Raw genomic sequence first — 19,453 nt, forward strand, 5'->3', positions numbered from 1 at the left:
TCCGCACCGTCTCCCGCGCCTGCCGGTGCGGGTTGGGGAGTTCCTGTCCATTCGCGGTGAGGTACGGGCCCGCTCCGACGGCGGTTCAAAGGCGGTGAACTTTTTTTCGATGTTTCTTTCCGCGCCCGGCCGGTCACCGTCCGCCTCGCCCGGCACCGTTGTTCAGGACGCGGTCACCGCCGGCAGCAGATGGTCGTAGGCGAAGTCACCCACGAGTTCGTCACGGCGGTCGCGTAGCCGCCGAATGTCGGCGAGCAGATCCTCGCGTGGCAGCAACGGCGGCGCGCCCACCTCGATCGTCCGCAACCGCTCCCCGACCGCGAGGACGGCGAGGTCCTCGGCGAGCCGGGGCGGCTCGACGCCGCAGGAGAGTCCGTACGCCTGCGCGGTCACCCGTTCCACGAGCAGCTCGCCCGGACGCACCTCGGCCCAGCTCCACCCCTCGGCCGGACCTCGCGTCCAGTGCACGTGCAGCCCGCGCAGGATGGGGTCGGCCAGTCGCCGCGCCACGTACGCCTGCACCGCCTCGACCCGGGCGAGCGCGCCAAGGTCGTTGACCGCGCCGTCGCGCCCGTCGGGCAGTCGGCCCACGATGTCCCGGAATCCGACGGCCACCACGTCCGAGCCGGCGGCACCGGCGGCGTACCGGCGGGCGTCGACGAGGTAGGCGACGATCCGTGGTCCATGTCCGGCGGTGCGCAGGGTGGCGGAGACGATCCGCAGCAGCGGCAGGCCGGTCGCGGCGGCGACGGCCTCCGTGGTCCGCGCGGCCCGCCTGACGGTGGCGTCGGTCGACGGTGCGTGGAACTCGACGGCGAACTCGGGCCGTCCGGTCGCCGCCGTGCAGACCACGTGGTCGAACAGCGTCCGGCTGGCGGTGTTCCACTGGCTCGCCGTGACACCCGGTGGACGACGCCGGACGATCTCGCCCAGGCGCAGCCCGGCGTGCACCCGCTGCTCCCCCCGGACCAGCACGGGGCCGCGACCCGCGGTCTCCGGCACCGGTGCCAGCTCGCGGTCGTGGCCACCGTCCATCGTGGTACCCATGAGTCCTTCTCAACCTCTCCTCGCGGGTCGGCGGCGGCCGCGGCCGGCTGGCTCGCGTCAGCGACATGCCGAGAACCGGACCGCCGCGCGCGAGCGGCTCGACAAGGGTCTCCTCCCGCCGGCTGACCGAGTCTAGGATGACGATCATGCCGGCGGTTCCCCCGGCGGGCCGCCGGTGACCGGACGATGGACGACGGCGGCTGGCCGAGGAGGTGCACGGTGCGGGTGGTCTCCCTGGTACCGTCGCTGACCGAGGCGGTGGCGACGACCCTGCCCGGGCTGCTGGTCGGCGCCACCGACTGGTGCACCCATCCGGCGGACCTGGACGTGCCACGGGTCGGCGGCACCAAGTACCCGGACCTGGACCGGGTCCGTTCGCTGCGCCCCGACCTGGTCCTGCTCAACGTCGAGGAGAACCGGCGTGCGGACGCCGACGCCCTGGCCGCGGCGGGCATACCGACCCGGGTGACCTATCCGCGCACCGTAAACGGTGCGCTGACCGAGCTGGCCGATCTGCTGCACGCCCTGGGTTGCGCGGGGCAACCCCGGTGGCTGACCCGGGCTCGTGCCGAGTGGGCCGCGCTACCGGCGACCCCGGTCCCCCGACGCGCGGTGGTCCCGGTCTGGCGGCGTCCCTGGGTGGTGCTCGGCGCCGACACGTTCGCCGGGGATCTGCTGCGGCGGCTCGGCGTCGCCAACGCGTACGCCGAGCAGCCGCAGCGGTATCCACGGCCGAGCCTGCCGCAGCTGCGGGACCAGGCACCCGAGCTCGTCGTGTTGCCGGACGAGCCGTACCGCTTCACCCGCGACGACGGGCCCGAGGCGTTTCCCGGGGTTCCCTGCGCCCTGGTGTCCGGTCGGCACCTGACCTGGTACGGACCCTCGTTGGCCGAAGCCCCCGCACTGTTGGCCGCGCAACTCGCGGACCTGTACGTCGCCCACTGACCCGGGGCGCGTCTCGGTGGCCGGCCCCGGTCACCGGTCCCCACGAACAGGGGTCGAAGGTCCCGGCCGGTAACGGCCCGCCGGCCCTGATCGCCACCTGCCCTTCCCACGTCCAATGGAAGTGCCACCGGGACACGCGGTGCGAAGCAGAGAAGGGACGTGGACATGATGACCGCGATGATCGAGCGGAACACCGCCGCCGAGACCCCGGTGGCCGAGACCAGCCAGGAACAGAACCTGCGTACCCGGGCCGCCCGCTGGCTGCTCGCCGGGCTCCGCCTGGCGCTCGGCTGGGTCTTCCTCTGGGCCTTCCTGGACAAGGTGTTCGGCCTGGGCTTCGCCACCGAGGCGAAGAACGCCTGGATCAACGGGGGCAGCCCGACCAAGGGCTTCCTCAGCTTCGGTGCCGCCGGCCCGTTCCAGGGCTTCTACAACAGCATCGCCGGAGCCGCCTGGGCCGACTGGCTCTTCATGATCGGCTTGGCCGCCATCGGTACGGCACTGCTGCTCGGCATCGGGGTGCGCGTCGCCGCGGCGACCGGTGGTCTGTTGCTGGTGCTGATGTGGACGGCCGTCCTGCCGCCGGAGAACAACCCCTTCATGGACGACCACCTCGTCTACGCCGGCGTGCTGGCCCTGATCGCGGTGACCAACGCCGGTGACACCTGGGGGCTTGGTCGCACCTGGGCGCGGTTGCCGATCGTCAAGCGGTTCGGCTGGCTCCGCTGACCCTGATCACCTCCCCGAGGCGGGCGTCACCCACGGGTGGCGCCCGCCGACACCGTGTCCGTCCGGCTCGGCCGCCGACGGTCCGCGTCGGTGCACGTCGCGCACCGGGCCGGAGCATCCGGCAGGATGGTGCTGACCGGAACCGACGCACCAGGAGAATCCGCATGAACCAGGCAGCGAGCAAGCCCGAGATCGGCCCGATCGAGGGCGCCCCGCCGGCCGACCTCGTGATCGAGGACATCAGCGTGGGCGAGGGCCCGGAGGCCCAGCCCGGACAGCAGGCCCGCGTGCACTACGTCGGGGTGTCCCACTCCACCGGCGCGGAGTTCGACGCCTCCTGGAACCGGGGCGAGCCGTTCGAGTTCCCGCTCGGTGGCGGACGGGTCATCGCCGGGTGGGACCAGGGCGTGGTGGGGATGCGCGTCGGCGGCCGTCGCCGGCTGACCATCCCGCCGCACCTCGGGTACGGCAGCCGAGGCGCCGGCGGCGTCATCAAGCCCAACGAGACGCTGGTCTTCGTGGTCGACCTGCTCGACGTCCGCTGACATCACGCGTCCGGCGCCGGCCCCGTGCCCGGCGCCGGACGCCCGCCAACCACCTATCGGCATGCCGGCACCGGCGGTCGGCCGGCGGCGACCCTCACGCCGCGGCGAGCACCCGCTCCGGTGTGCCGCCGACGACCGGGATGACCCGCCCCAGGCCGGTGGCCCGCAGCACCCGCTCCACCATTGGTGGCGGGTCGACCAGCACCAGGTTGCCGCCCTGCGACCGCACCCAGAGCCGGGCCGCGACAAGGGTGCGGACCCCGGCCGCGGAGAGCAGCCGGACCTCGGAGAGATCCACCCGCAGCTCGGTGCGGGCGGGCGCCGCCCAGAGCGCGGCGCGGAACGCCGCGACCGTGGCGATGTCGATCACACCGACCACGCGAACGCACACCGCGTCGTCGGACACGTTCGTCTCGACGTGGAACCGCTCCTCGCGCTCTCGCATACGACGAACCTATCCCCCACCACCGACACTTCCACCCTGCTGAGCGGCGGTTCCGGGTAAGCCCAGGGCATGACCCGCAGGCCGGCGAGGTCCACCCTAGGGACTAACCCCGGCCCGGGTGAGCAGCCCTGCCGGGGCCGCGAAAAGACGCCGGGCCGACCCACGGCGGGCGGCCCGGCGTACGCCTGGGTCAGCCGCCGCTCGCCGACGGCTGCGGTTCGGGTGATCCTCCGGCGACCGCCCCCGGGTCCGGAGCCTGGGTGGGTGTGGGCCGCAGGCCGGCGGGCACCGGCAGCGCGCTGCCCTTGGCGAACTCCTCCCAGCTGACGTTCCATGCCGTCCAGCCGTTGCCCTCGTTGAGTTCGACCTCGGTGCCCTTGACGGTGACCAGGTCACCGACCTGTGTGACACCCATCAGCCAGTCCGCGTTGGCCGCCGACAGGTTGGTGCAGCCGTGCGAGACGTTCGTGTAGCCCTGATCCCCCTCCGACCAGGGTGCGCCGTGGATGAACTCGCCACCCCAGGTGAGCCGCTGCGCGTCCTCCACGTCGACCACGTACGGATCCGCCGAGCCCCGGGTGTCGAACGTGGTGAAGTCGTGCTTCTCCATGATCACCATTTTGCCGCTGGAGGTCGGTGTGCTCGGCTTGCCGAGGCTGACCGGCAGCTTGCGCAGCAGCTTGCCGTCCCGGATGACCGACATCTGCTTGGTCGCGTTGTCGATCTCCAACTCGACCTGCCGACCGATCTTCGAGCTGGCTCGCCGGTCGGCGTCGCCGACGCTGTCCTTGCCGATCGGCAGGCCCTCCAGCGCCGAGCGAACCTTGATCGTCGTACCCGGTCGCCAGAAATCGGGCGCCCGGTAGTAGACCTGGCTTCCGTCGGACACCCAGGACCAGGTGCCCGGCTGGGGCGGATCGGTTTTCACGAACAAACGGCGCTGCACATCCGCCCGCGCCTCTTTGGGAATTGGCGGGTCGAACGCGACGGTTACCGGCATAGCGGTTCCGTACGTCCGATCACCGGCGAAATACAAAGTGCTGACGATGGCTGGTTTGGATGATTTGGGCTGCGTCGTGAACGTCGTCCGGCGGGTGACGGTCTTTCCGGAGTCGCCGGTCGCGGTGACCTCCGCGGTGTACGTCCGCTTCGGCTCCAGTGTCCGGCTCGGCACCCAGCCGCTACCGTCCTCCCGGGGCTCCGCCGCGACCGCCGCGCCCTTGTCGTCGGTGATCCGCACGGCGGTGACCCGCCCGTGCTTGACCACGGTGCCGATCTCCCCGGTGACCGGCACGTCGCGGGTGCCCTCGGCCGGCGTCACGGACAGTTCCGGGTTCGCTCGCGCCTCGGCGGGCTGCCCGGTCCTGCGGTCGCCGGTGCACGCGCCAAGCGCCAGCGGTGCCGCTGCGACACTCACCGCCAACAGCGTCAGTCGCCGCCTCAACATCATGATGCGTCCCCCCGTTATCGCCGCTTCCTCCGCACATTCTTGCCAGCTCGGCACCGACGTTTCCGTGGTTTCCACCAAGAGCAGGAAAAATTGCCCGGAGAGGCTTTTTCCGTAATCGCACCGGGCGAACGAAAAATGCCAACGACGACGTTACGGGCGATACTCGGCCGACTGTGGCGCGATGTCCGCCGCCGTACCGCTGATCCGGCGGGATCGCGTCCGCGGCGGGACGGCGGTCGATCGAGGGGCCCGTTCCGGCGGAGACGGGGCCCCTCGATCGACCTGAGCCGTCAGACCGCCGCGATCAGCAGCCCGGGCTGCTCGACACAGTCCGCCACGTGCCGCAGGAACCCGCCGGCCACGCCACCGTCGCAGACCCGGTGGTCGAAGGTGAGACTCAGCTGCGTCACCCTCCGGACCGCGAGCTGCCCGTCCACCACCCACGGCTTGTCCACGATGCGGCCGACGCCGAGCAGCGCCGCCTCCGGGTGGTTGATGATCGGGGTCGAGCCGTCGACGCCGAACACCCCGTAGTTGTTGAGCGTGAAGGTTCCTCCGGTGAGCCGGGCCGGCGGCAGGTCGCCCGCCCGCGCCGCCGCGGTGGTGGCAGCGAGTTCGGCGGCCAGTTCGGTGGTGGTGAGCCGTTCGGCATCCCGCAGCACCGGCACCACCAGGCCCCGGTCGGTCTGGGCGGCGATACCCAGGTGCACCCCGGCGGACTGGACGATGCGCTGCCCCTCGGTGTCCACCCGTGCGTTGAGCTGGGGGTAGCGACGCAGCCCGGACAGACAGATCCGGGCGAGCAGGGCCAGGATGCTCACCGGCTGGTCCGGGCGGGCGGCGTTGATCGCGGCCCGGGTCTGAAGCAGGGCAGTCGCGTCGGCGTCGACCCAAATGGTCACCTCGGGGATCTCCCGCCGGCTGCGCGACAGCTTGTCCGCGATGGCACGCCGGATGCCGGTCAACGGGATGACCAGGTCCTGGGCACCGGGCAGGGCCACGCCGGCCGGCGCCGGGTGGTGTTCCGCCGACGTCGCCGGCAGCTCCGACACCGCGGTGGGTGGGGCACCCACGCCGGTCGTCGCCGCGGCGACCGCACCGGCCGCCGCCTCCACGTCGGCCCGCCGGATGACACCGCCGGGGCCGCTGCCGCGTACCGACGCCAGGTCCACCCCACGCTCCCGGGCCAACCGCCGCACGATCGGCGAGATGACCAGGGGCGGGGCCGCACCGGACGGGTCCGGCTGCCGACCGTCCGCCGCCGGTGGCAGGCCGGGACCGGACGGCCGTGCCGTCGGAGCAGGCGGGGCGGTCGAAGCGTCACGCACGCCGGCCGCGAGCCGTGGCCGCCTACGCCGGCGGGAACCGCCGTGGCCGGTGCCGTACCCGATCAACACGTTGCCGGAGCCGGCCCGCTCCTCCTCGCGGTAGACCGCGTGCCCGGACGGCTCGCCGTCGTCGGCGCCACCGCTCACCGGCTCGGCGACGGTGATCAGAGGTTGGCCCACCGGGCGTACCTCACCCTCGGCGCCGTGCAGGGCGACGACCCGGCCGGCGTACGGGCAGGGCACGTCGACGACCGCCTTGGCGGTCTCCACCTCGACCACGGTCTGGTCCACGGTGACCGTGTCACCGACCGCGACCCGCCACTGCACGATCTCCGCCTCGGCGAGACCCTCACCGAGGTCGGGCAGCAGGAAAACCTTCTCGGTCATGCCGCGCTGCCCTCGGTCAGCCAGCGCCGGTCGGGCTGGTCGTCCCACTGCAGGCGGGCCACCGCGTCCAGCACCCGGTCGACCGAGGGCAGGTGGGTGTGCTCCAGCATCGGCGCCGGGTACGGGATGTCCAGCCCGGATACCCGCAGCACCGGGGCGTGCAGCGCGTGGAAGCAGCACTCCTGCACCCGGGCGGCGATCTCCGCGCCGACTCCGGCGAAGCCCTGCGCCTCCTGCACCACCACGCACCGCCCGGTACGGCGTACCGAGGCGGCGATGGTGGCGTCGTCGAACGGCACGATGGTGCGTACGTCGACCACCTCCAGGTCCCATCCCTCGTCCCGGGCGGCCTCGGCGGCCTCCAGCGCGACCGGCACCGCCGGGCCGTACGCGACAAGCGTGGCGTCGCGACCGGCCCGGCGCACGACCGCCCGGCCGAACGGCTCGGTCCGGGTCGGCAGCGCGGTCTCGGCGCCGGCGAAGTAGAGCTTCTTCGGCTCCATGAACACCACCGGGTCGGGGTCGTCGATCGCCTCCCGCAGCAGCGAGTACGCGTCGTCGACGGTCGCCGGGGTGACCACCTTCAGACCCGGGGTGTGCGCGTAGTACGCCTCCGAGGAGTCGCAGTGGTGTTCCACGCCGCCGATCCCACCGGCGTAGGGCACCCGGATCACCATCGGCACGCTCAACGCGCCGCGGGTGCGGTTGCGTAGCTTCGCCACGTGCGAGGCGATCTGCTCGAACGCCGGGTACGCGAACGCGTCGAACTGCATCTCGACCACCGGCCGCAGCCCGGACATGGCCAGCCCGACGGCGAACCCGACGATGCCGGCCTCGGCCAGGGGGGTGTCGAAGCAGCGCTTGTCGCCGAAGCGGGCCTGCAGGCCGTCGGTGATCCGGAAGACGCCGCCGAGCTGGCCGACGTCCTCGCCGAAGACCAGCACCCGCTCGTCGTCGAGCATCGCGTCGGCGAGCGCGGCGTTGAGCGCCTTCGCCATGGTCATGGTGGCCATCAGGCGTCCTCCTCCGTCGCCGCGGCCAGTTCGGCGCGCACCTGCTCCCGCTGCTCCACGAGCTGCGGGGTGGGTTCGGCGTAGACGTGGTCGAAGAGGCTGAGCGGGTCGACCGTGGGCTGGGTGTTCATCCGTTCCCGCAGCTCGGCCGCGTACGTCTCGGCCTGCTCGGCGATCTCGGCGACCGCCGCGTCGTCGAGCACGTCCCGGCCGCGCAGGTAGGTTTCCAACCGGGCCAGCGGATCGCGGTCGCGCCACGCCTCGACCTCGTCGGTGTCGCGGTAGCGCGAGGCGTCGTCGGCGTTGGTGTGCGGCTCCATCCGGTAGGTGTGCGCCTCGACCAGGAACGGCCCCTTGCCGGCGCGCGCGTGCGCGACCGCCCGGGTGAGCACGGCGAGCACGGCCACCGGGTCGTTGCCGTCGACCTGCTCGCTGGGGACGCCGTAGCCGACACCCTTGTAGGCCAGCGACGGGGCGGCGGTCTGCCGGGACAGCGGGACGCTGATCGCGTACCTGTTGTTCTGCACGAAGTACACGACGGGGGCCTTGAACACGGCGGCGAAGTTGACCCCCTCGTGGAAGTCACCCTCGCTGGTGGCACCGTCGCCGATGTAGACCAGCGCCACCGTGTCGCGCCCCTGGTACGACTCCCCGTAGGCCAGACCGGCGGCGTGCACGCACTGGGTGGCCAGCGGGGTGCACTGCGGTGCGGTGCGCCGCGCGGCCGGGTCGTACCCGCAGTGCCAGTCGCCGCGCAGCAGCGTCAACACCTCGACCGGGTCGATGCCGCGGGCGGTCAGCGCCATCGACTCCCGGTAGGTGGGGAAGACCCAGTCGTCGTCGCGCAGCGCCAGGACGCCGCCGACCTGGCAGGCCTCCTGGCCCCGGGACGACGGGTAGACGGCCAGCCGACCCTGCTTGGTCAGCGCGGTGGCCTGGGTGTCGAAACGCCGGCCGACGACCATCCGGCGGTACATCTCGCGCAGCGCCTCGACGGGCGGTTCGGGGTAGTCCGCGCGCGCCGGCAGCAGGGTGCCGTCCGGGTCGAGCAGCCGGACCGGTTCGGTCTCGGGTAGCAGGCCGGCGGCGGGGTCGGGCGCGGTCGGGGTCGCCGGCCGCCGCTTGCGCGGGGATGCCCTGCGGGCCGCCTGGGGGGTGGTGGTCACGGCGGAACCTCCTGGACGAGTGGTGGCCCTATGCTCCTGCTGTCGGATGATTGACTCAAGATGACCGGTGAACGCGGGATGGATGGCACCCAGAGGAGGGCTCGATGAGCCAGGAGACCGCCGACGAGGCGGACCGGCGGGGCGGAACGGGACGTTCGGCCGTCGCCCTCGACGAGGTCGACCGGCGCATCCTCGACGAGCTGACCCGGGACGGTCGGCTCTCCATCCGGACGCTCGCCGAACGGGTGCACGTCTCGCGCACCAACGCCTACGCGCGGGTGCAGCGGCTGCTGCGCGACGGGGTGATCACCGGGTTCGCCGCCCGGGTCGCCCCGGAGCCGGCCGGCCTGGGCACCTCGGCGTACATCGCGTTGACGATCAGGCAGAACACCTGGCGGGAGGTGTCGGCGGAGCTGGCCCGGGTGCGCTACGTCGAACACGTGGCACTGCTCAGCGGCGAGCACGACGTGCTCGCCCTGGTCCGGGCGCCGGACAACGCCACGCTTCGGGACGTGGTGCTGGACCGGGTGCAGCGCATCTCCGGAGTGCTCGCCACCCGCAGCTGGCTGGTCTTCGAGGAGTACGACGGGGTGCGCAGCCCGTGGGGATGACCGGTCAGCGTTCGGGCGGCGCGTCCAGGCCGTCCCGGTCGGCCAACTCCAGCAGGGGCGTCAGGGAGTAGCGGCGCGCGTCCAGGCCCGCGTGCGGATCACCCCGGTCGGCGAACCGGCCCGGCATGGTGGTCACGTCGAAGTCCTCCGGTCGGGCGTCGTCCAGCTCCGACCAGTCCAGCGGTGCGGAGACCAGCGCGGCCGGGGTCGGCCGGATCGAGTACGCCGAGGTCATGGTGTGGTCCCGGGCCATCTGGTTGTAGTCGACGAAGACCGGCCGGTCCCGCTGCTCGCGCCACCAGGTGGTGGTGACCAGGTCCGGCCGGCGCCGCCGCATCTCCCGACCGAGGGCCAGCACCGCCCGGCGGCAGTCGCCGAAGCTCCACCGCGGCTCGATCGGGACGTAGACGTGCAGCCCCCGCCCGCCGGTGGTCTTCGGATAGCCGGTCAGCCCCAACTCGTCGAGGAAGGCACGCACCTCGTGGGCCACCGGCACCACCTGGTCGAACCCGACCCCGGGCATGGGGTCGAGATCGATCCGCAGCTGATCCGGCCGCTCCACGTCCGCCCTGGTCACCGGCCACGGATGGAAGCGCAGCGTGCCCAGGTTGACCGCCCAGATCACCACGGCCAGCTCCCCCGGAGCGACCTCGTCGGCGGTGCGTCCGCTGGGAAAGGTGATGTGGGCGGTGCCCACCCAGTCCGGCGCGCCGGCCGGCACCCGCTTCTGGTAGAACGCGTCACCCCGGTTGTCCTGCCGGGTGGCGATGGTCGCGCCCTCGAACACGCCGCGCGGCCACCGTTCGAGCATGGTCGGCCGGTCCCGCAGCGCGCGCAGGATGCCGTCGCCGACGGCGAGGAAGTAGCGCACCACGTCGAGCTTGGTCAGCCCCCGCTCGGGAAAGTAGGACTTGTCCGGGCTGCTGACGCGGACCGTCCGCCGCCCCACCTGGATCTCCTGCGCCGCCGTGGCCACACCTGAGAGGGTACGACGCGGCACCCGGCCGGCGGGCCACCGCCGGGAGTCGCGCCGCGACGGTTTCCGGCGGTCACCCTCGGTCCGCGCCCGCGTCCGGCCCGATCGGTGGGCGGGGCGGAGCGGCGCCCCGCCACCGCCGCCGGATCAGCCGTTCTCGCGTTGCAGGCGGGCGGCAAGCAGCTGCTTGCCCTGTTCACCCGCCTTGCGGTTGTTCTCCTGGATCTTGCGGAACCAGGTGGCGAGTTCCTCGTCACCGCGAGCGTCCGCGTCGGCGATGTAGGACTCCAGGTGCCAGATGTTTTCCAGTGACATCTGCAACGCGTGGATCAGGTCGTAGTTCTTGTCCTGCACCGGACTGGCCGGCCGCTGCACCATCGTGGCCACGACACACCTCCAACTCGTCAGGTCCCGGCCGCATACCCCCGGTCGGCGGCGACACACGCCTTCGCCCGAGGTGCCGTTTCCGGGGGTTGCGCCAGGGTAGGAGTGCAGACCTCGAAGTGATCCGAGGAGGTCGCCACATGTCCACCGATGCCATCGTGCTGCTCAAAGAGGACCACCAGGAGATGCGCCGCCTGTTCAAGGAGTTCCAGGCCAGCGAGGACGCGCCGGCCAGCAAGCGCGGCAAGTTGGTGAAGCAGATCCTCGAGGCGCTCACCGTGCACACCTACCTGGAGAACGAGATCATGTACCCGGAGGTCCGCAAGCGGCTGCCGGAGCTGGAGGACCACATCCTGGAGTCGTACGAGGAGCACCACGTCGCCGACGTGCTCTGCTTCGAGCTGTCCTCGATGCAGCCCGACGACGAGCACTTCAACGCCAAGACGACGGTCCTCATCGAGAACGTCCTGCACCACGTCGAGGAGGAGGAGCAGGAGTGGTTCCCGAAGGTGCGCGAGTCGATGGGGCGTAAGGAGTTGCAGGAGATGGGGCAGCGGATGATCGACCGGCGTCCGGAGGCGCCCCGGAGCCCGACGGCGCCCAAGGCGCTGAAGAAGTCGCTGGACGCGATGCGGGTCTGACGGTCCGCCCGATGATCGGCGGCGTACCCGGTCACCACGCCGTGGGCGGTACCCCCTCCGGTTGCGGCAGGATCTGCCGCAACCGGCCCGGGGGTACGCCACGGGACCGCCACTCCCGGGGGTAGCCCACCGACACCTCCTCGAACCGCACGCCGTCGTGCCAACTGGTCCGTGGAATGTGCAGATGGCCGTAGACGACCGCGGTGGCGTCGAAGCGTACGTGCCAGTCGGCGGTGGCCTCGGTGCCGCACCACTGGGCGAAGATCGGGTATCGCAGGACCCGGGTCACCTCCCGGACCAGCGGCCAGTGGTTCATCAGCACGGTCGGCAGCGCCGGATCGCGCTCGGCGAGCCGGCGGGCGGTCTCGGCCACCCGGGCCGCGCACCACGCTGACCGGCTCTCGTACGGGTCGGGGTGCAGCAGCACCTCGTCGGTGCAGACGATCCCGGTCCGGTACGCCTCGGCCAGCGCCGCCTCGGGCGTGTCGAAGCCGTCCGGCCGCCAGCTGTGGTCGTACAGCAGCAGCAGCGGGGCCACCGTCACCGGGCCGCCGGGCCCCGCCCACACCGGGTACGGGTCCTCCGGGGTGACCACGCCGAGTCCACGACACAGCTCGACCAGGTGGGCGTAGCGCGCCGCGCCCCGCAACGTCACCGGGTCGGCGGGCGGCGTCCACAGCTCGTGGTTGCCCGGCGACCAGACCACCCGGGCGAACCGGTCGGCCAGCAGCCGCAGTGCCCACTCCACCTCGGCGACGGTGTCGCCCACGTCACCGGCGACCAGCAGCCAGTCCTGTGGCGTCCGGGGACGCAGCCCCTCGACGATCGTCCGGTTCTCCGGATGGCCGACGTGCAGGTCGCTGATGGCCAGGAGACTGCCACCGTCGCCCGTTGCCGCCATGCGACGATCCTAGTGCGCCCGCCCGGCCCCCGGCCGGTTGCGGCGGCGATCCCGGCGGGTCCACCACGCGCCGCACGGTCGCCCGCCGCGGCCCGCCCTGCCGGCGTACCCGGTAGGATCCCCTCGGGCCGTGACTGGCGCATTGGAGATGGAGAACCATCGGGGAGCGGCCCCGTCACGAGGACGCATGCCGAGCGCCTGGGCCTTCCGCACGTCACCTGGAGGTCGCATGCCGCGCAACGCCGAATCCACCGCCTTCCGCAGCGCTCTCGAGGTGATCCGTGGTGTCGAGCCGCGGGTCGCCGACGCGATCGGGGCGGAACTGGCCGACCAGCGCGAGTCGCTCAAGCTGATCGCCAGCGAGAACTACGCCTCCCCGGCGACGTTGCTGGCCATGGGCAACTGGTTCAGCGACAAGTACGCCGAGGGCACCGTCGGTCGACGGTTCTACGCCGGCTGCCAGAACGTGGACACCGTCGAGGCGCTCGCCGCCGAGCACGCCCGGGAGTTGTTCGGCGCGGCGCACGCGTACGTGCAGCCACACTCGGGCATCGACGCCAACCTGGTGGCGTTCTGGGCGATCCTGGCCGACCGCGTCGAGTCACCGGCGCTGAAGAAGGCGCAGGCCCGGCACGTCAACGACCTCACCGAGGCGGACTGGTTCGCGCTGCGGCGCGAGCTGGGCGACCAGCGGATGCTCGGCATGTCCCTGGACGCCGGCGGGCACCTGACCCACGGTTTCCGGCCGAACATCTCCGGCAAGATGTTCGACCAGCGCAGCTACGGCACCGACCCGGACACCGGTCTGGTCGACTACGACCGGGTCGCCGAGGCGGCTCGCGAGTTTCGGCCGCTGGTGCTGGTCGCCGGCTACTCGGCGTACCCACGCAAGATCAATTTCCGGGTCATGCGGGAGATCGCCGACTCGGTCGGCGCCACCTTCATGGTGGACATGGCGCACTTCGCGGGCCTGGTCGCCGGCAAGGTCTTCACCGGCGACTTCGACCCGGTGCCGCACGCGCACATCGTCACCAGCACCACCCACAAGTCGCTGCGCGGTCCGCGCGGCGGCCTGGTGCTGTGCGGCCCGGAGCTGGCCGACCAGGTGGACCGGGGTTGCCCGATGGTGCTCGGCGGCCCGCTGCCGCACGTGATGGCGGCCAAGGCGGTGGCGCTGGCCGAGGCCCGCCGGCCCGACTTCGCCGGCTACGCCAGGCAGATCGTCGACAACGCCCAGGCGCTGGCCGAGGGTCTGCTGCGGCGCGGAGCCAAGCTGGTCACCGGCGGCACCGACAACCACCTGGTGCTGATCGACGTGACCGGCTACGGGTTGACCGGGCGGCAGGCCGAGCAGGCCCTGCTGGACTCCGGCATCGTCACCAACCGCAACGCGGTGCCGCAGGACCCCAACGGTGCCTGGTACACCTCCGGCATCCGGATCGGCACCCCCGCGCTGACCACCCGGGGGCTCGGCACGGCGGAGATGGACACCACCGCCGAGCTGATCCACGCCGTGCTCAGTCAGACCAGCGCCGGGGTCGGCCCGGACGGCACCGCCTCCAAGGCGAAGTACGTGCTCGACCCGGCCCTCGCCGACAAGATCGGCCGACAGGCCAGCGAGCTGCTCACCGGTTTCCCGCTCTACCCGGACGTCGAGCTGGGCTGACGACGATCGCGTCGGGCCGGGACGGCCCGGCCCGACGCGACTGCGGTCAACTCAGGAGTAGTCGAACCGCCACGGCTCGACAGTGGACGCCCCTCAGGCGAGTGGACGTTTCAGGTGGTAGCGGTGCACCTCGGTGCTGCCCTGCACGTTGTTCACGTCCTCGGCGGCGGAGACGAGTTCCCAACCGTCGCGGCCGGCGCGGTTGAGATGCGCGATGGCGGTGTCGCCGTACGCCGTGATGTCCTTGCGGGATCCGTCGGGGCCGTACCAGACGAACGAGACATGAAAATTGCGACCCTGCCCCTGGTAGCGGCGGACCAGCAGGGCGTACTCCCAGGCAACCATGCCGCCCATTATGACCGTCCTGTCAGGACGGCGGCAGGGCAGCCGTCACAGGTTGCGAACCGGTGAACGCGATAAGTCGCCGCACCGGTTCCGGTCAGCCCACCGGGACCGTGCGCAGCCGCCGGGCGCTCGCCGGGTCGGCGCAGCCGGCCAGGGCCAGGGCGTCGCGTACCTCGGCGGCGAGCAGGGCCAGCGCGGAGCTGGCCGCCGGTTGCCCGCCGACCGCCAGGGCCCAGAGCATCGGCCGCCCGACCAGCACACCGGCGGCACCGAGCGCCAGGGCGCGCAGCACGTCGACACCGCTGCGGATGCCGCTGTCCAGCAACACCTCGCAGCGGTCACCGACGGCCGCCACCACCTCGGGCAGCATGGTGGCGCTGGCCGGGGCTCCGTCGAGCTGTCGGCCGCCGTGGTTGGACACCACGATCGCCCGTGCTCCCGCGTCGACGGCCCGCACCGCGTCGGCCGGGTCGAGGATGCCCTTGACGACCAGCGGCAGGTCGCACCGCTCCCCCAGCCACCGCAGGTCCGACCAGGTGAGCGCCGGAGCGAACGCCGCGTCACGGTGCGCGGCCACCGGGGTGACCCCCGGCGTGCCGCCGTGGGCCAGGTCGTCGCGACCACCCGGCAGGTTGGCCGGAACCAGTTCCGGCGGCAGCCGGAAGGAGTTGCGCAGGTCCCGCAGCCGTCGGCCGAGCACCGGCACGTCCACCGTGACCACGAGCGCCCGGCAGCCGGCGGCGCGGACCCGCGCCAGCAGGTCGGCGACCAGGGACCGGTCGCGCAGCCAGTACAGCTGGAACCAGACCTCGGCGCCGGTGGCGGTGACCTGCTCGATCGGCGTGCTGCCGAGGATGCTGGCCAGGTACGGCACGTCGGCGACGCGGGCCGCGGCGGCCAGCGCCGGTTCGCCGTCGGGGTGCACCAGCCGTTGGTACGCCATCGGCGCCACGGCCACCGGCATCGCGTACTCCCGGCCGAGCAACCGGGTCCGCAGGCTCGGGGTGCTCACCCCGGTCAGCACCCTCGGCACCACGCCGACCCGGTCCAGAGCGCTGCGGTTTCCGCCGAGGGTCACCTCGGCACCGCTGCCACCGTCCAGGTAGTCCCAGACGCGCGGCGGCAGTACCGTCCGGGCCAGGGCGGCGAAGTCGGCCAGGCAGACCGGGTCGGGCTTGATCTCCATGCGGTCCACCATCGCCGACCTGACCGCCGCCACGCCAGGCCACCCCGACCGTGTGGGCGGGACCCATGGCGGGCGTCAACCTGGCGTACCGTCAGGAGGTGGCCAGTTGGGACGACGTACGCCGGATCGCGCTGGGCCTGCCGGAGACCAGCGAGCGGCCCTCCTATGACGGCGTGGCCGCCTGGCGGGTGAAGGACAAGCCGTTCGTCTGGGAACGCCCGCTGCGCGGCAAGGAACTCCACGAACTCGGTCCGGCCGCACCGGATGGTCCCATCCTCGGGGTCCGGGTGGCGGACCTCGGCGTCAAGGAGGCGTTGCTCGCCGACGACCCCGGCCTCTTCTTCACCACGCCACACTTTGACGGCTACCCGTCGGTGCTGGTCCGGCTGGACCGGATCGGCGTCACCGAGCTGACCGAGCTGATCGTGGAAGCCTGGTACGCCCGCGCCCCGAGACGGCTGGCCGCCGCGCACCAGGCACAGACGGCACCGCCCGAAGCGGGGCGGTGAGCGCCAGCACCAGCGCCACGATGCTGAGCAGCGCACCGATCAGCACCGTGCGGTGCACGCCGTGGCTCGGCAGCGTGATTCCTCCGACGAAGGCGCCACCGGTGATGCCGACGTTGACGGCGGCGGAGACGGTGGCGGCGGCGAGATCCGAGCGCCCCGGCGCCACCTGGAGGACGAGGCCGCCGAGGGTCGCGGTGAACGCGGCGAAGGCCAGGCCGGACAGCGCGATCAGGACGACGGCCGCGACGGGCCGGTGGCCCAGCGCGTACAGCCCGAGCAGAGCCAGCGACTGGAGTGCGACGGTCGTGATCAGGGCGAGCCAGGGGTTGCGGTCCACCAGCACGCCGACGGCGAGGATGCCGAGCACGCTGGCGATCCCGCGAGCGAGCAGAATGGCACCGACCGAGGTGGCGGCCATCGCGGTGTGCTCGGTGACGAAGAGGGCGACATAGGTGTAGGCGACGATCGCACCGGCGGTGGCCAGGACGGCCACGGTGACCAGTAGCCAGAAGCGGCGCGCGTCCGGGGTCGCGCCCCGGGTGGCGTGTCCCTGATCCGGCCGGGTCGCGGGCAGCAGCGCGGCGACCACCACGAACACCACCGCGCCGAGCCCGGACACCGCCAGGAACGAGGCCCGCCAGCCGGCGCGCTCGCCCAGCCAGATGCCCGCGGGCACGCCCAGGGCCAGGGCGACGTTGCCACCGGCGAACACGACCGCGACCACCCGGCCCCGCAGTCCCGGCCGGAACAGTTCCGCGGCGGCCGGCACCACCACCGCCCAGAACAGCGCGTGCGTCGCGGCCGTCGCCATCCGGGCCGCCAGCAGCACCGCGAAGCCGCTCGCGAACACGGTGACCGCGTTGCTGACCACGAAGCCGGCCAGCAGCGCCGACAGCAGTCGCCGCCGAGGGACACGGCGGACCAGCGCGGTCAACGGCACCGAGGCGACCATCACCACGGCGCCGTACGCGGTGACCAGCATGCCCACGTCCGCTGGTGACACGGCCAGATCCGCCGCCATCGGCAGCAGCAGCCCGATGGGCAGCGCCTCGGCGGTGGTGTAGAGGAAGGTCCCGCCCGACAGTCCGATCAGGACCGTTGTCGCCCGCCCGCGTCCCATCCGCCCTCCAGTGTTACCATCTATCTCGACTATGGAGGTAGCACTAGGAAGCGCCTCCGGTCCCCGTCAACTGGTAAAGTCGTGTTTGATGGAAACAGTCGAGGGTGTCCGGAGGCTGCGCCTGGTGGGCGGCAACCTCGCGTTGGACTTCGTCAACACCCGCACCGGTCCACCCGTCGGGCCGCCCGACGACGACGTGCTCACCGGCTACCCCGAGCTGCTCGCCTGGGCCGGCTACGCGGGCGTCCTCACCGACGCGGAGGTGACCAGGTCACACCGTCGCCGCCACGACGACCCGGACGACACGCAGGCCGCCTTCCTGCGGTCACTGGACGTCCGCGACCGCCTCGACGAGGTGTTCCGGGCCGTGGCGTCCGGGCGGAGTCCGGGCCGGTCCACCCTGGCCCGGCTGCGCGACGACGAAGCCGACGCGCTCGCTCACGCGCGGCTCGACCGGGCCGGCACCTTCGTCTGGTCCTGGCGGGACGACCACACCGCCGCCCGGCCGCTACGGCCGGTGGTGCACGCGGCGGTCCAGTTGCTCACCACCGGCCCACTCGACCGGATCAAGGGATGCGGCGGCTGCCGGTTCGTCTTCCTCGACGAGAGCAAGAACCGCAGTCGCCGCTGGTGCAGCATGGACGACTGCGGAACCGCCGAAAAGGCGCGGCGCTACGTCGCCGCGCGCCGCACCCGCGCGACCCGGTGAGCATCCGAGCCGGCCAGCGGCACCGGCCGACCGTCGCGTTCGTCCGCTGTTCGCCGCGCCGCCACACCCGTGTCGCCCGGTCCGCGTACCGTCGACGCACGTGATCATCCGTCCGGCGACCACCGAGGTGCGCGCGATACGCCGTATCGGTGACACCGCCCCGCACAACGCCTTCACCGACCTGGTCCGGCACGCGGGACAGTGGTTCTGCGCGTTCCGACAGGGCCGGTCGCACCTGTCCGACGACGGCGTCCTGCGGGTGTTGACCTCGTCGGACGCTCGCTCCTGGCAGACCGCGGCGGTCCTCGCCCAGACCGGTGTCGACCTGCGCGACCCACGCTTCGTGCCGCGCCCCGACGGACGGTTGCAGTTGCTCGCCGCCGCCGCGACGGGGACTCCGAAACGGTTCCGGACGGTCACCGCGCTCAGCGACGACGGCCACCGGTGGGACGAGCCCCGGCCGATCGGCGAACCGGACGTCTGGATCTGGCGGGCGGCCTGGCACGGCGACGCGATGTACGGCGTCGGCTACGCCACCCGGGAGCCACGGTTCGCCCGGCTCTACCGCAGCGACGACGGATTCGACCTGCGACCGGTGGTCCGCACCCTGTTCTCCGGTGGGTACCCGAACGAGTCCGGGCTGGTCTTCGAACCCGACGGCACCGTCACCTGCCTGCTGCGGCGCGACGGCGGTACGGCCACCGCGCAGCTCGGCCGGGCCCGCCCGCCCTACCGGGAGTGGACCTGGACGGACCTCGGGGTACGGGTGGGCGGTCCGGCGCTGTGCCGGCTGCCCGACGGCACCCTCGTGGCGGGCGTACGGCTGCACGACGGTTCGGTGCGGACCGCGATCTGCGCCGTCGACGTGGCGCGGGGCCGGCTGCGGGAGCTGGTGACGCTACCCTCCGGCGGCGACTCCAGCTATCCCGGCCTGGTCTGGCACGACGACCGACTGCACGTCAGCTACTACTCCTCGCACGAGGGGCACAGTTGCGTCTACCTGGCCGAGGTCGACCTCGGGTCGCGTTGAGGGCGCACCGGCGGCGTCCGCGTGGCCCGGTGCGGCCGGTCACCCGGGGGCTGCCGGTCGGCGGAGGTCGGCGGGTCGGCGCGGGGCCGCCGATCGGTCTCGCTCGGCGAGCACAGCGGTCCGGTCATGACTCCCCACCTCCACCATCGGCGTCGCCGCGGCACGCACCAGACACAGATCGCCTGCTCGGAGCGCTGCCAGCACCCTACGGCAGCCATGATGGACATTGCGTCATGCAAATGGATGCCCGAGAAGGGCGACTGACCGGATTGCCGTCGGACCGGCCAGCGAGGATGATCGAGTCCGTGTGTCAGCCTTGA

General features: G+C 72.5%; 21 protein-coding genes and 1 riboswitch. Of the genes, 9 read left to right on the top strand and 12 right to left on the bottom strand.

Features of this window, described 5'->3' with window-relative positions; translation table 11 throughout:
- Positions 1 to 162: 162 nt before the first annotated feature.
- Positions 163 to 1,047 carry a DUF2726 domain-containing protein gene (locus tag O3597_RS13610; protein ID WP_235944673.1) on the bottom strand — a complete coding sequence of 295 codons (885 nt, stop codon included), beginning with the start codon at positions 1,045 to 1,047 and terminating at the stop codon, positions 163 to 165.
- A 219-nt stretch (positions 1,048 to 1,266) separates the two neighbouring features.
- On the opposite strand from O3597_RS13610, the gene O3597_RS13615 reads away from it, so the two are divergent.
- From O3597_RS13615 to O3597_RS13625, 3 genes are all read left to right on the top strand, one after another.
- Positions 1,267 to 1,992 (top strand): helical backbone metal receptor, encoded by a 726-nt coding sequence (locus O3597_RS13615; RefSeq protein WP_281604368.1) that lies wholly within the window; start codon positions 1,267 to 1,269, stop codon positions 1,990 to 1,992.
- A gap of 159 nt (positions 1,993 to 2,151) precedes the next feature.
- Positions 2,152 to 2,721: a hypothetical protein gene (locus O3597_RS13620; protein ID WP_281604369.1), complete on the top strand. Its 570-nt coding sequence runs from the start codon at positions 2,152 to 2,154 to the stop codon at positions 2,719 to 2,721.
- Between the two features lie 164 nt (positions 2,722 to 2,885).
- Complete coding sequence (locus tag O3597_RS13625; RefSeq protein ID WP_164447340.1) at positions 2,886 to 3,266, top strand: FKBP-type peptidyl-prolyl cis-trans isomerase; 381 nt, start codon at positions 2,886 to 2,888, stop codon at positions 3,264 to 3,266.
- 94 nt (positions 3,267 to 3,360) lie between these two features.
- On the opposite strand, the gene O3597_RS13630 is transcribed toward O3597_RS13625, so the two are convergent.
- The 5 genes from O3597_RS13630 to pdhA all read right to left on the bottom strand — a co-directional run bounded on the left by O3597_RS13630 (position 3,361) and on the right by pdhA (position 9,055).
- Positions 3,361 to 3,711 carry an STAS domain-containing protein gene (locus O3597_RS13630; protein WP_281604370.1) on the bottom strand — a complete coding sequence of 117 codons (351 nt, stop codon included), beginning with the start codon at positions 3,709 to 3,711 and terminating at the stop codon, positions 3,361 to 3,363.
- A 190-nt stretch (positions 3,712 to 3,901) separates the two neighbouring features.
- Complete coding sequence (locus O3597_RS13635) at positions 3,902 to 5,161, bottom strand: Ig-like domain-containing protein (protein ID WP_164450140.1); 1,260 nt, start codon at positions 5,159 to 5,161, stop codon at positions 3,902 to 3,904.
- 290 nt (positions 5,162 to 5,451) lie between these two features.
- Positions 5,452 to 6,876: a dihydrolipoamide acetyltransferase family protein gene (locus O3597_RS13640; protein ID WP_281604371.1), complete on the bottom strand. Its 1,425-nt coding sequence runs from the start codon at positions 6,874 to 6,876 to the stop codon at positions 5,452 to 5,454.
- On the bottom strand, positions 6,873 to 7,889 hold the full coding sequence (locus O3597_RS13645) for an alpha-ketoacid dehydrogenase subunit beta (protein ID WP_281604372.1): 1,017 nt from the start codon (positions 7,887 to 7,889) through the stop codon (positions 6,873 to 6,875). Before O3597_RS13645 ends, O3597_RS13640 begins: the two co-directional genes overlap by 4 nt.
- Positions 7,889 to 9,055 carry a pyruvate dehydrogenase (acetyl-transferring) E1 component subunit alpha gene (pdhA, locus tag O3597_RS13650; protein ID WP_164450142.1) on the bottom strand — a complete coding sequence of 389 codons (1,167 nt, stop codon included), beginning with the start codon at positions 9,053 to 9,055 and terminating at the stop codon, positions 7,889 to 7,891. Before pdhA ends, O3597_RS13645 begins: the two co-directional genes overlap by 1 nt.
- Positions 9,056 to 9,159: 104 nt before the next feature.
- Here pdhA and O3597_RS13655 point away from each other — a divergent pair, with 104 nt between their 5' ends.
- Positions 9,160 to 9,666: an Lrp/AsnC family transcriptional regulator gene (locus O3597_RS13655; RefSeq protein ID WP_164450143.1), complete on the top strand. Its 507-nt coding sequence runs from the start codon at positions 9,160 to 9,162 to the stop codon at positions 9,664 to 9,666.
- Positions 9,667 to 9,670: 4 nt separating this feature from the next.
- On the opposite strand, the gene O3597_RS13660 is transcribed toward O3597_RS13655, so the two are convergent.
- Complete coding sequence (locus O3597_RS13660) at positions 9,671 to 10,642, bottom strand: DNA primase small subunit domain-containing protein (RefSeq protein ID WP_281604373.1); 972 nt, start codon at positions 10,640 to 10,642, stop codon at positions 9,671 to 9,673.
- A gap of 147 nt (positions 10,643 to 10,789) precedes the next feature.
- Positions 10,790 to 11,020: a hypothetical protein gene (locus O3597_RS13665; protein WP_164450176.1), complete on the bottom strand. Its 231-nt coding sequence runs from the start codon at positions 11,018 to 11,020 to the stop codon at positions 10,790 to 10,792.
- Between the two features lie 146 nt (positions 11,021 to 11,166).
- Between O3597_RS13665 and O3597_RS13670 the strand changes: the two genes are divergently transcribed.
- Positions 11,167 to 11,667, top strand: a complete 501-nt coding sequence (locus O3597_RS13670; protein WP_281604374.1) for a hemerythrin domain-containing protein — start codon at positions 11,167 to 11,169, stop codon at positions 11,665 to 11,667.
- Between the two features lie 31 nt (positions 11,668 to 11,698).
- On the opposite strand, the gene O3597_RS13675 is transcribed toward O3597_RS13670, so the two are convergent.
- Complete coding sequence (locus O3597_RS13675; protein ID WP_281604375.1) at positions 11,699 to 12,568, bottom strand: metallophosphoesterase; 870 nt, start codon at positions 12,566 to 12,568, stop codon at positions 11,699 to 11,701.
- Between the two features lie 120 nt (positions 12,569 to 12,688).
- Positions 12,689 to 12,779: riboswitch (ZMP/ZTP riboswitch) on the top strand.
- An 18-nt stretch (positions 12,780 to 12,797) separates the two neighbouring features.
- Between O3597_RS13675 and O3597_RS13680 the strand changes: the two genes are divergently transcribed.
- Entirely contained in the window at positions 12,798 to 14,234 is a 1,437-nt protein-coding gene (locus tag O3597_RS13680) for a glycine hydroxymethyltransferase (protein ID WP_164450147.1), read from the top strand.
- A 93-nt stretch (positions 14,235 to 14,327) separates the two neighbouring features.
- On the opposite strand, the gene O3597_RS13685 is transcribed toward O3597_RS13680, so the two are convergent.
- Positions 14,328 to 14,588: a hypothetical protein gene (locus O3597_RS13685; RefSeq protein WP_164450148.1), complete on the bottom strand. Its 261-nt coding sequence runs from the start codon at positions 14,586 to 14,588 to the stop codon at positions 14,328 to 14,330.
- Positions 14,589 to 14,673: 85 nt separating this feature from the next.
- Positions 14,674 to 15,777 (bottom strand): alpha-hydroxy acid oxidase, encoded by a 1,104-nt coding sequence (locus O3597_RS13690; protein WP_164450177.1) that lies wholly within the window; start codon positions 15,775 to 15,777, stop codon positions 14,674 to 14,676.
- 53 nt (positions 15,778 to 15,830) lie between these two features.
- Here O3597_RS13690 and O3597_RS13695 point away from each other — a divergent pair, with 53 nt between their 5' ends.
- Positions 15,831 to 16,274 (top strand): MmcQ/YjbR family DNA-binding protein, encoded by a 444-nt coding sequence (locus tag O3597_RS13695; RefSeq protein ID WP_166459266.1) that lies wholly within the window; start codon positions 15,831 to 15,833, stop codon positions 16,272 to 16,274.
- On the opposite strand, the gene O3597_RS13700 is transcribed toward O3597_RS13695, so the two are convergent.
- Positions 16,168 to 17,394, bottom strand: a complete 1,227-nt coding sequence (locus O3597_RS13700; RefSeq protein WP_281604376.1) for an MFS transporter — start codon at positions 17,392 to 17,394, stop codon at positions 16,168 to 16,170. The two genes, O3597_RS13695 and O3597_RS13700, sit on opposite strands and share 107 nt — an antisense overlap.
- Before the next feature lie 88 nt (positions 17,395 to 17,482).
- On the opposite strand from O3597_RS13700, the gene O3597_RS13705 reads away from it, so the two are divergent.
- Together O3597_RS13705 and O3597_RS13710 are read left to right on the top strand one after the other, a co-directional pair.
- Positions 17,483 to 18,103 carry an ABATE domain-containing protein gene (locus O3597_RS13705; RefSeq protein WP_281604377.1) on the top strand — a complete coding sequence of 207 codons (621 nt, stop codon included), beginning with the start codon at positions 17,483 to 17,485 and terminating at the stop codon, positions 18,101 to 18,103.
- 100 nt (positions 18,104 to 18,203) lie between these two features.
- Complete coding sequence (locus O3597_RS13710; protein ID WP_164450151.1) at positions 18,204 to 19,133, top strand: sialidase family protein; 930 nt, start codon at positions 18,204 to 18,206, stop codon at positions 19,131 to 19,133.
- Positions 19,134 to 19,453 lie beyond the last annotated feature (320 nt).

The sequence above is a fragment of the Verrucosispora sp. WMMA2044 genome, assembly GCF_027497155.1.
In the GTDB taxonomy this organism is placed as follows: Bacteria; Actinomycetota; Actinomycetes; order Mycobacteriales; family Micromonosporaceae; genus Micromonospora; species Micromonospora palythoicola.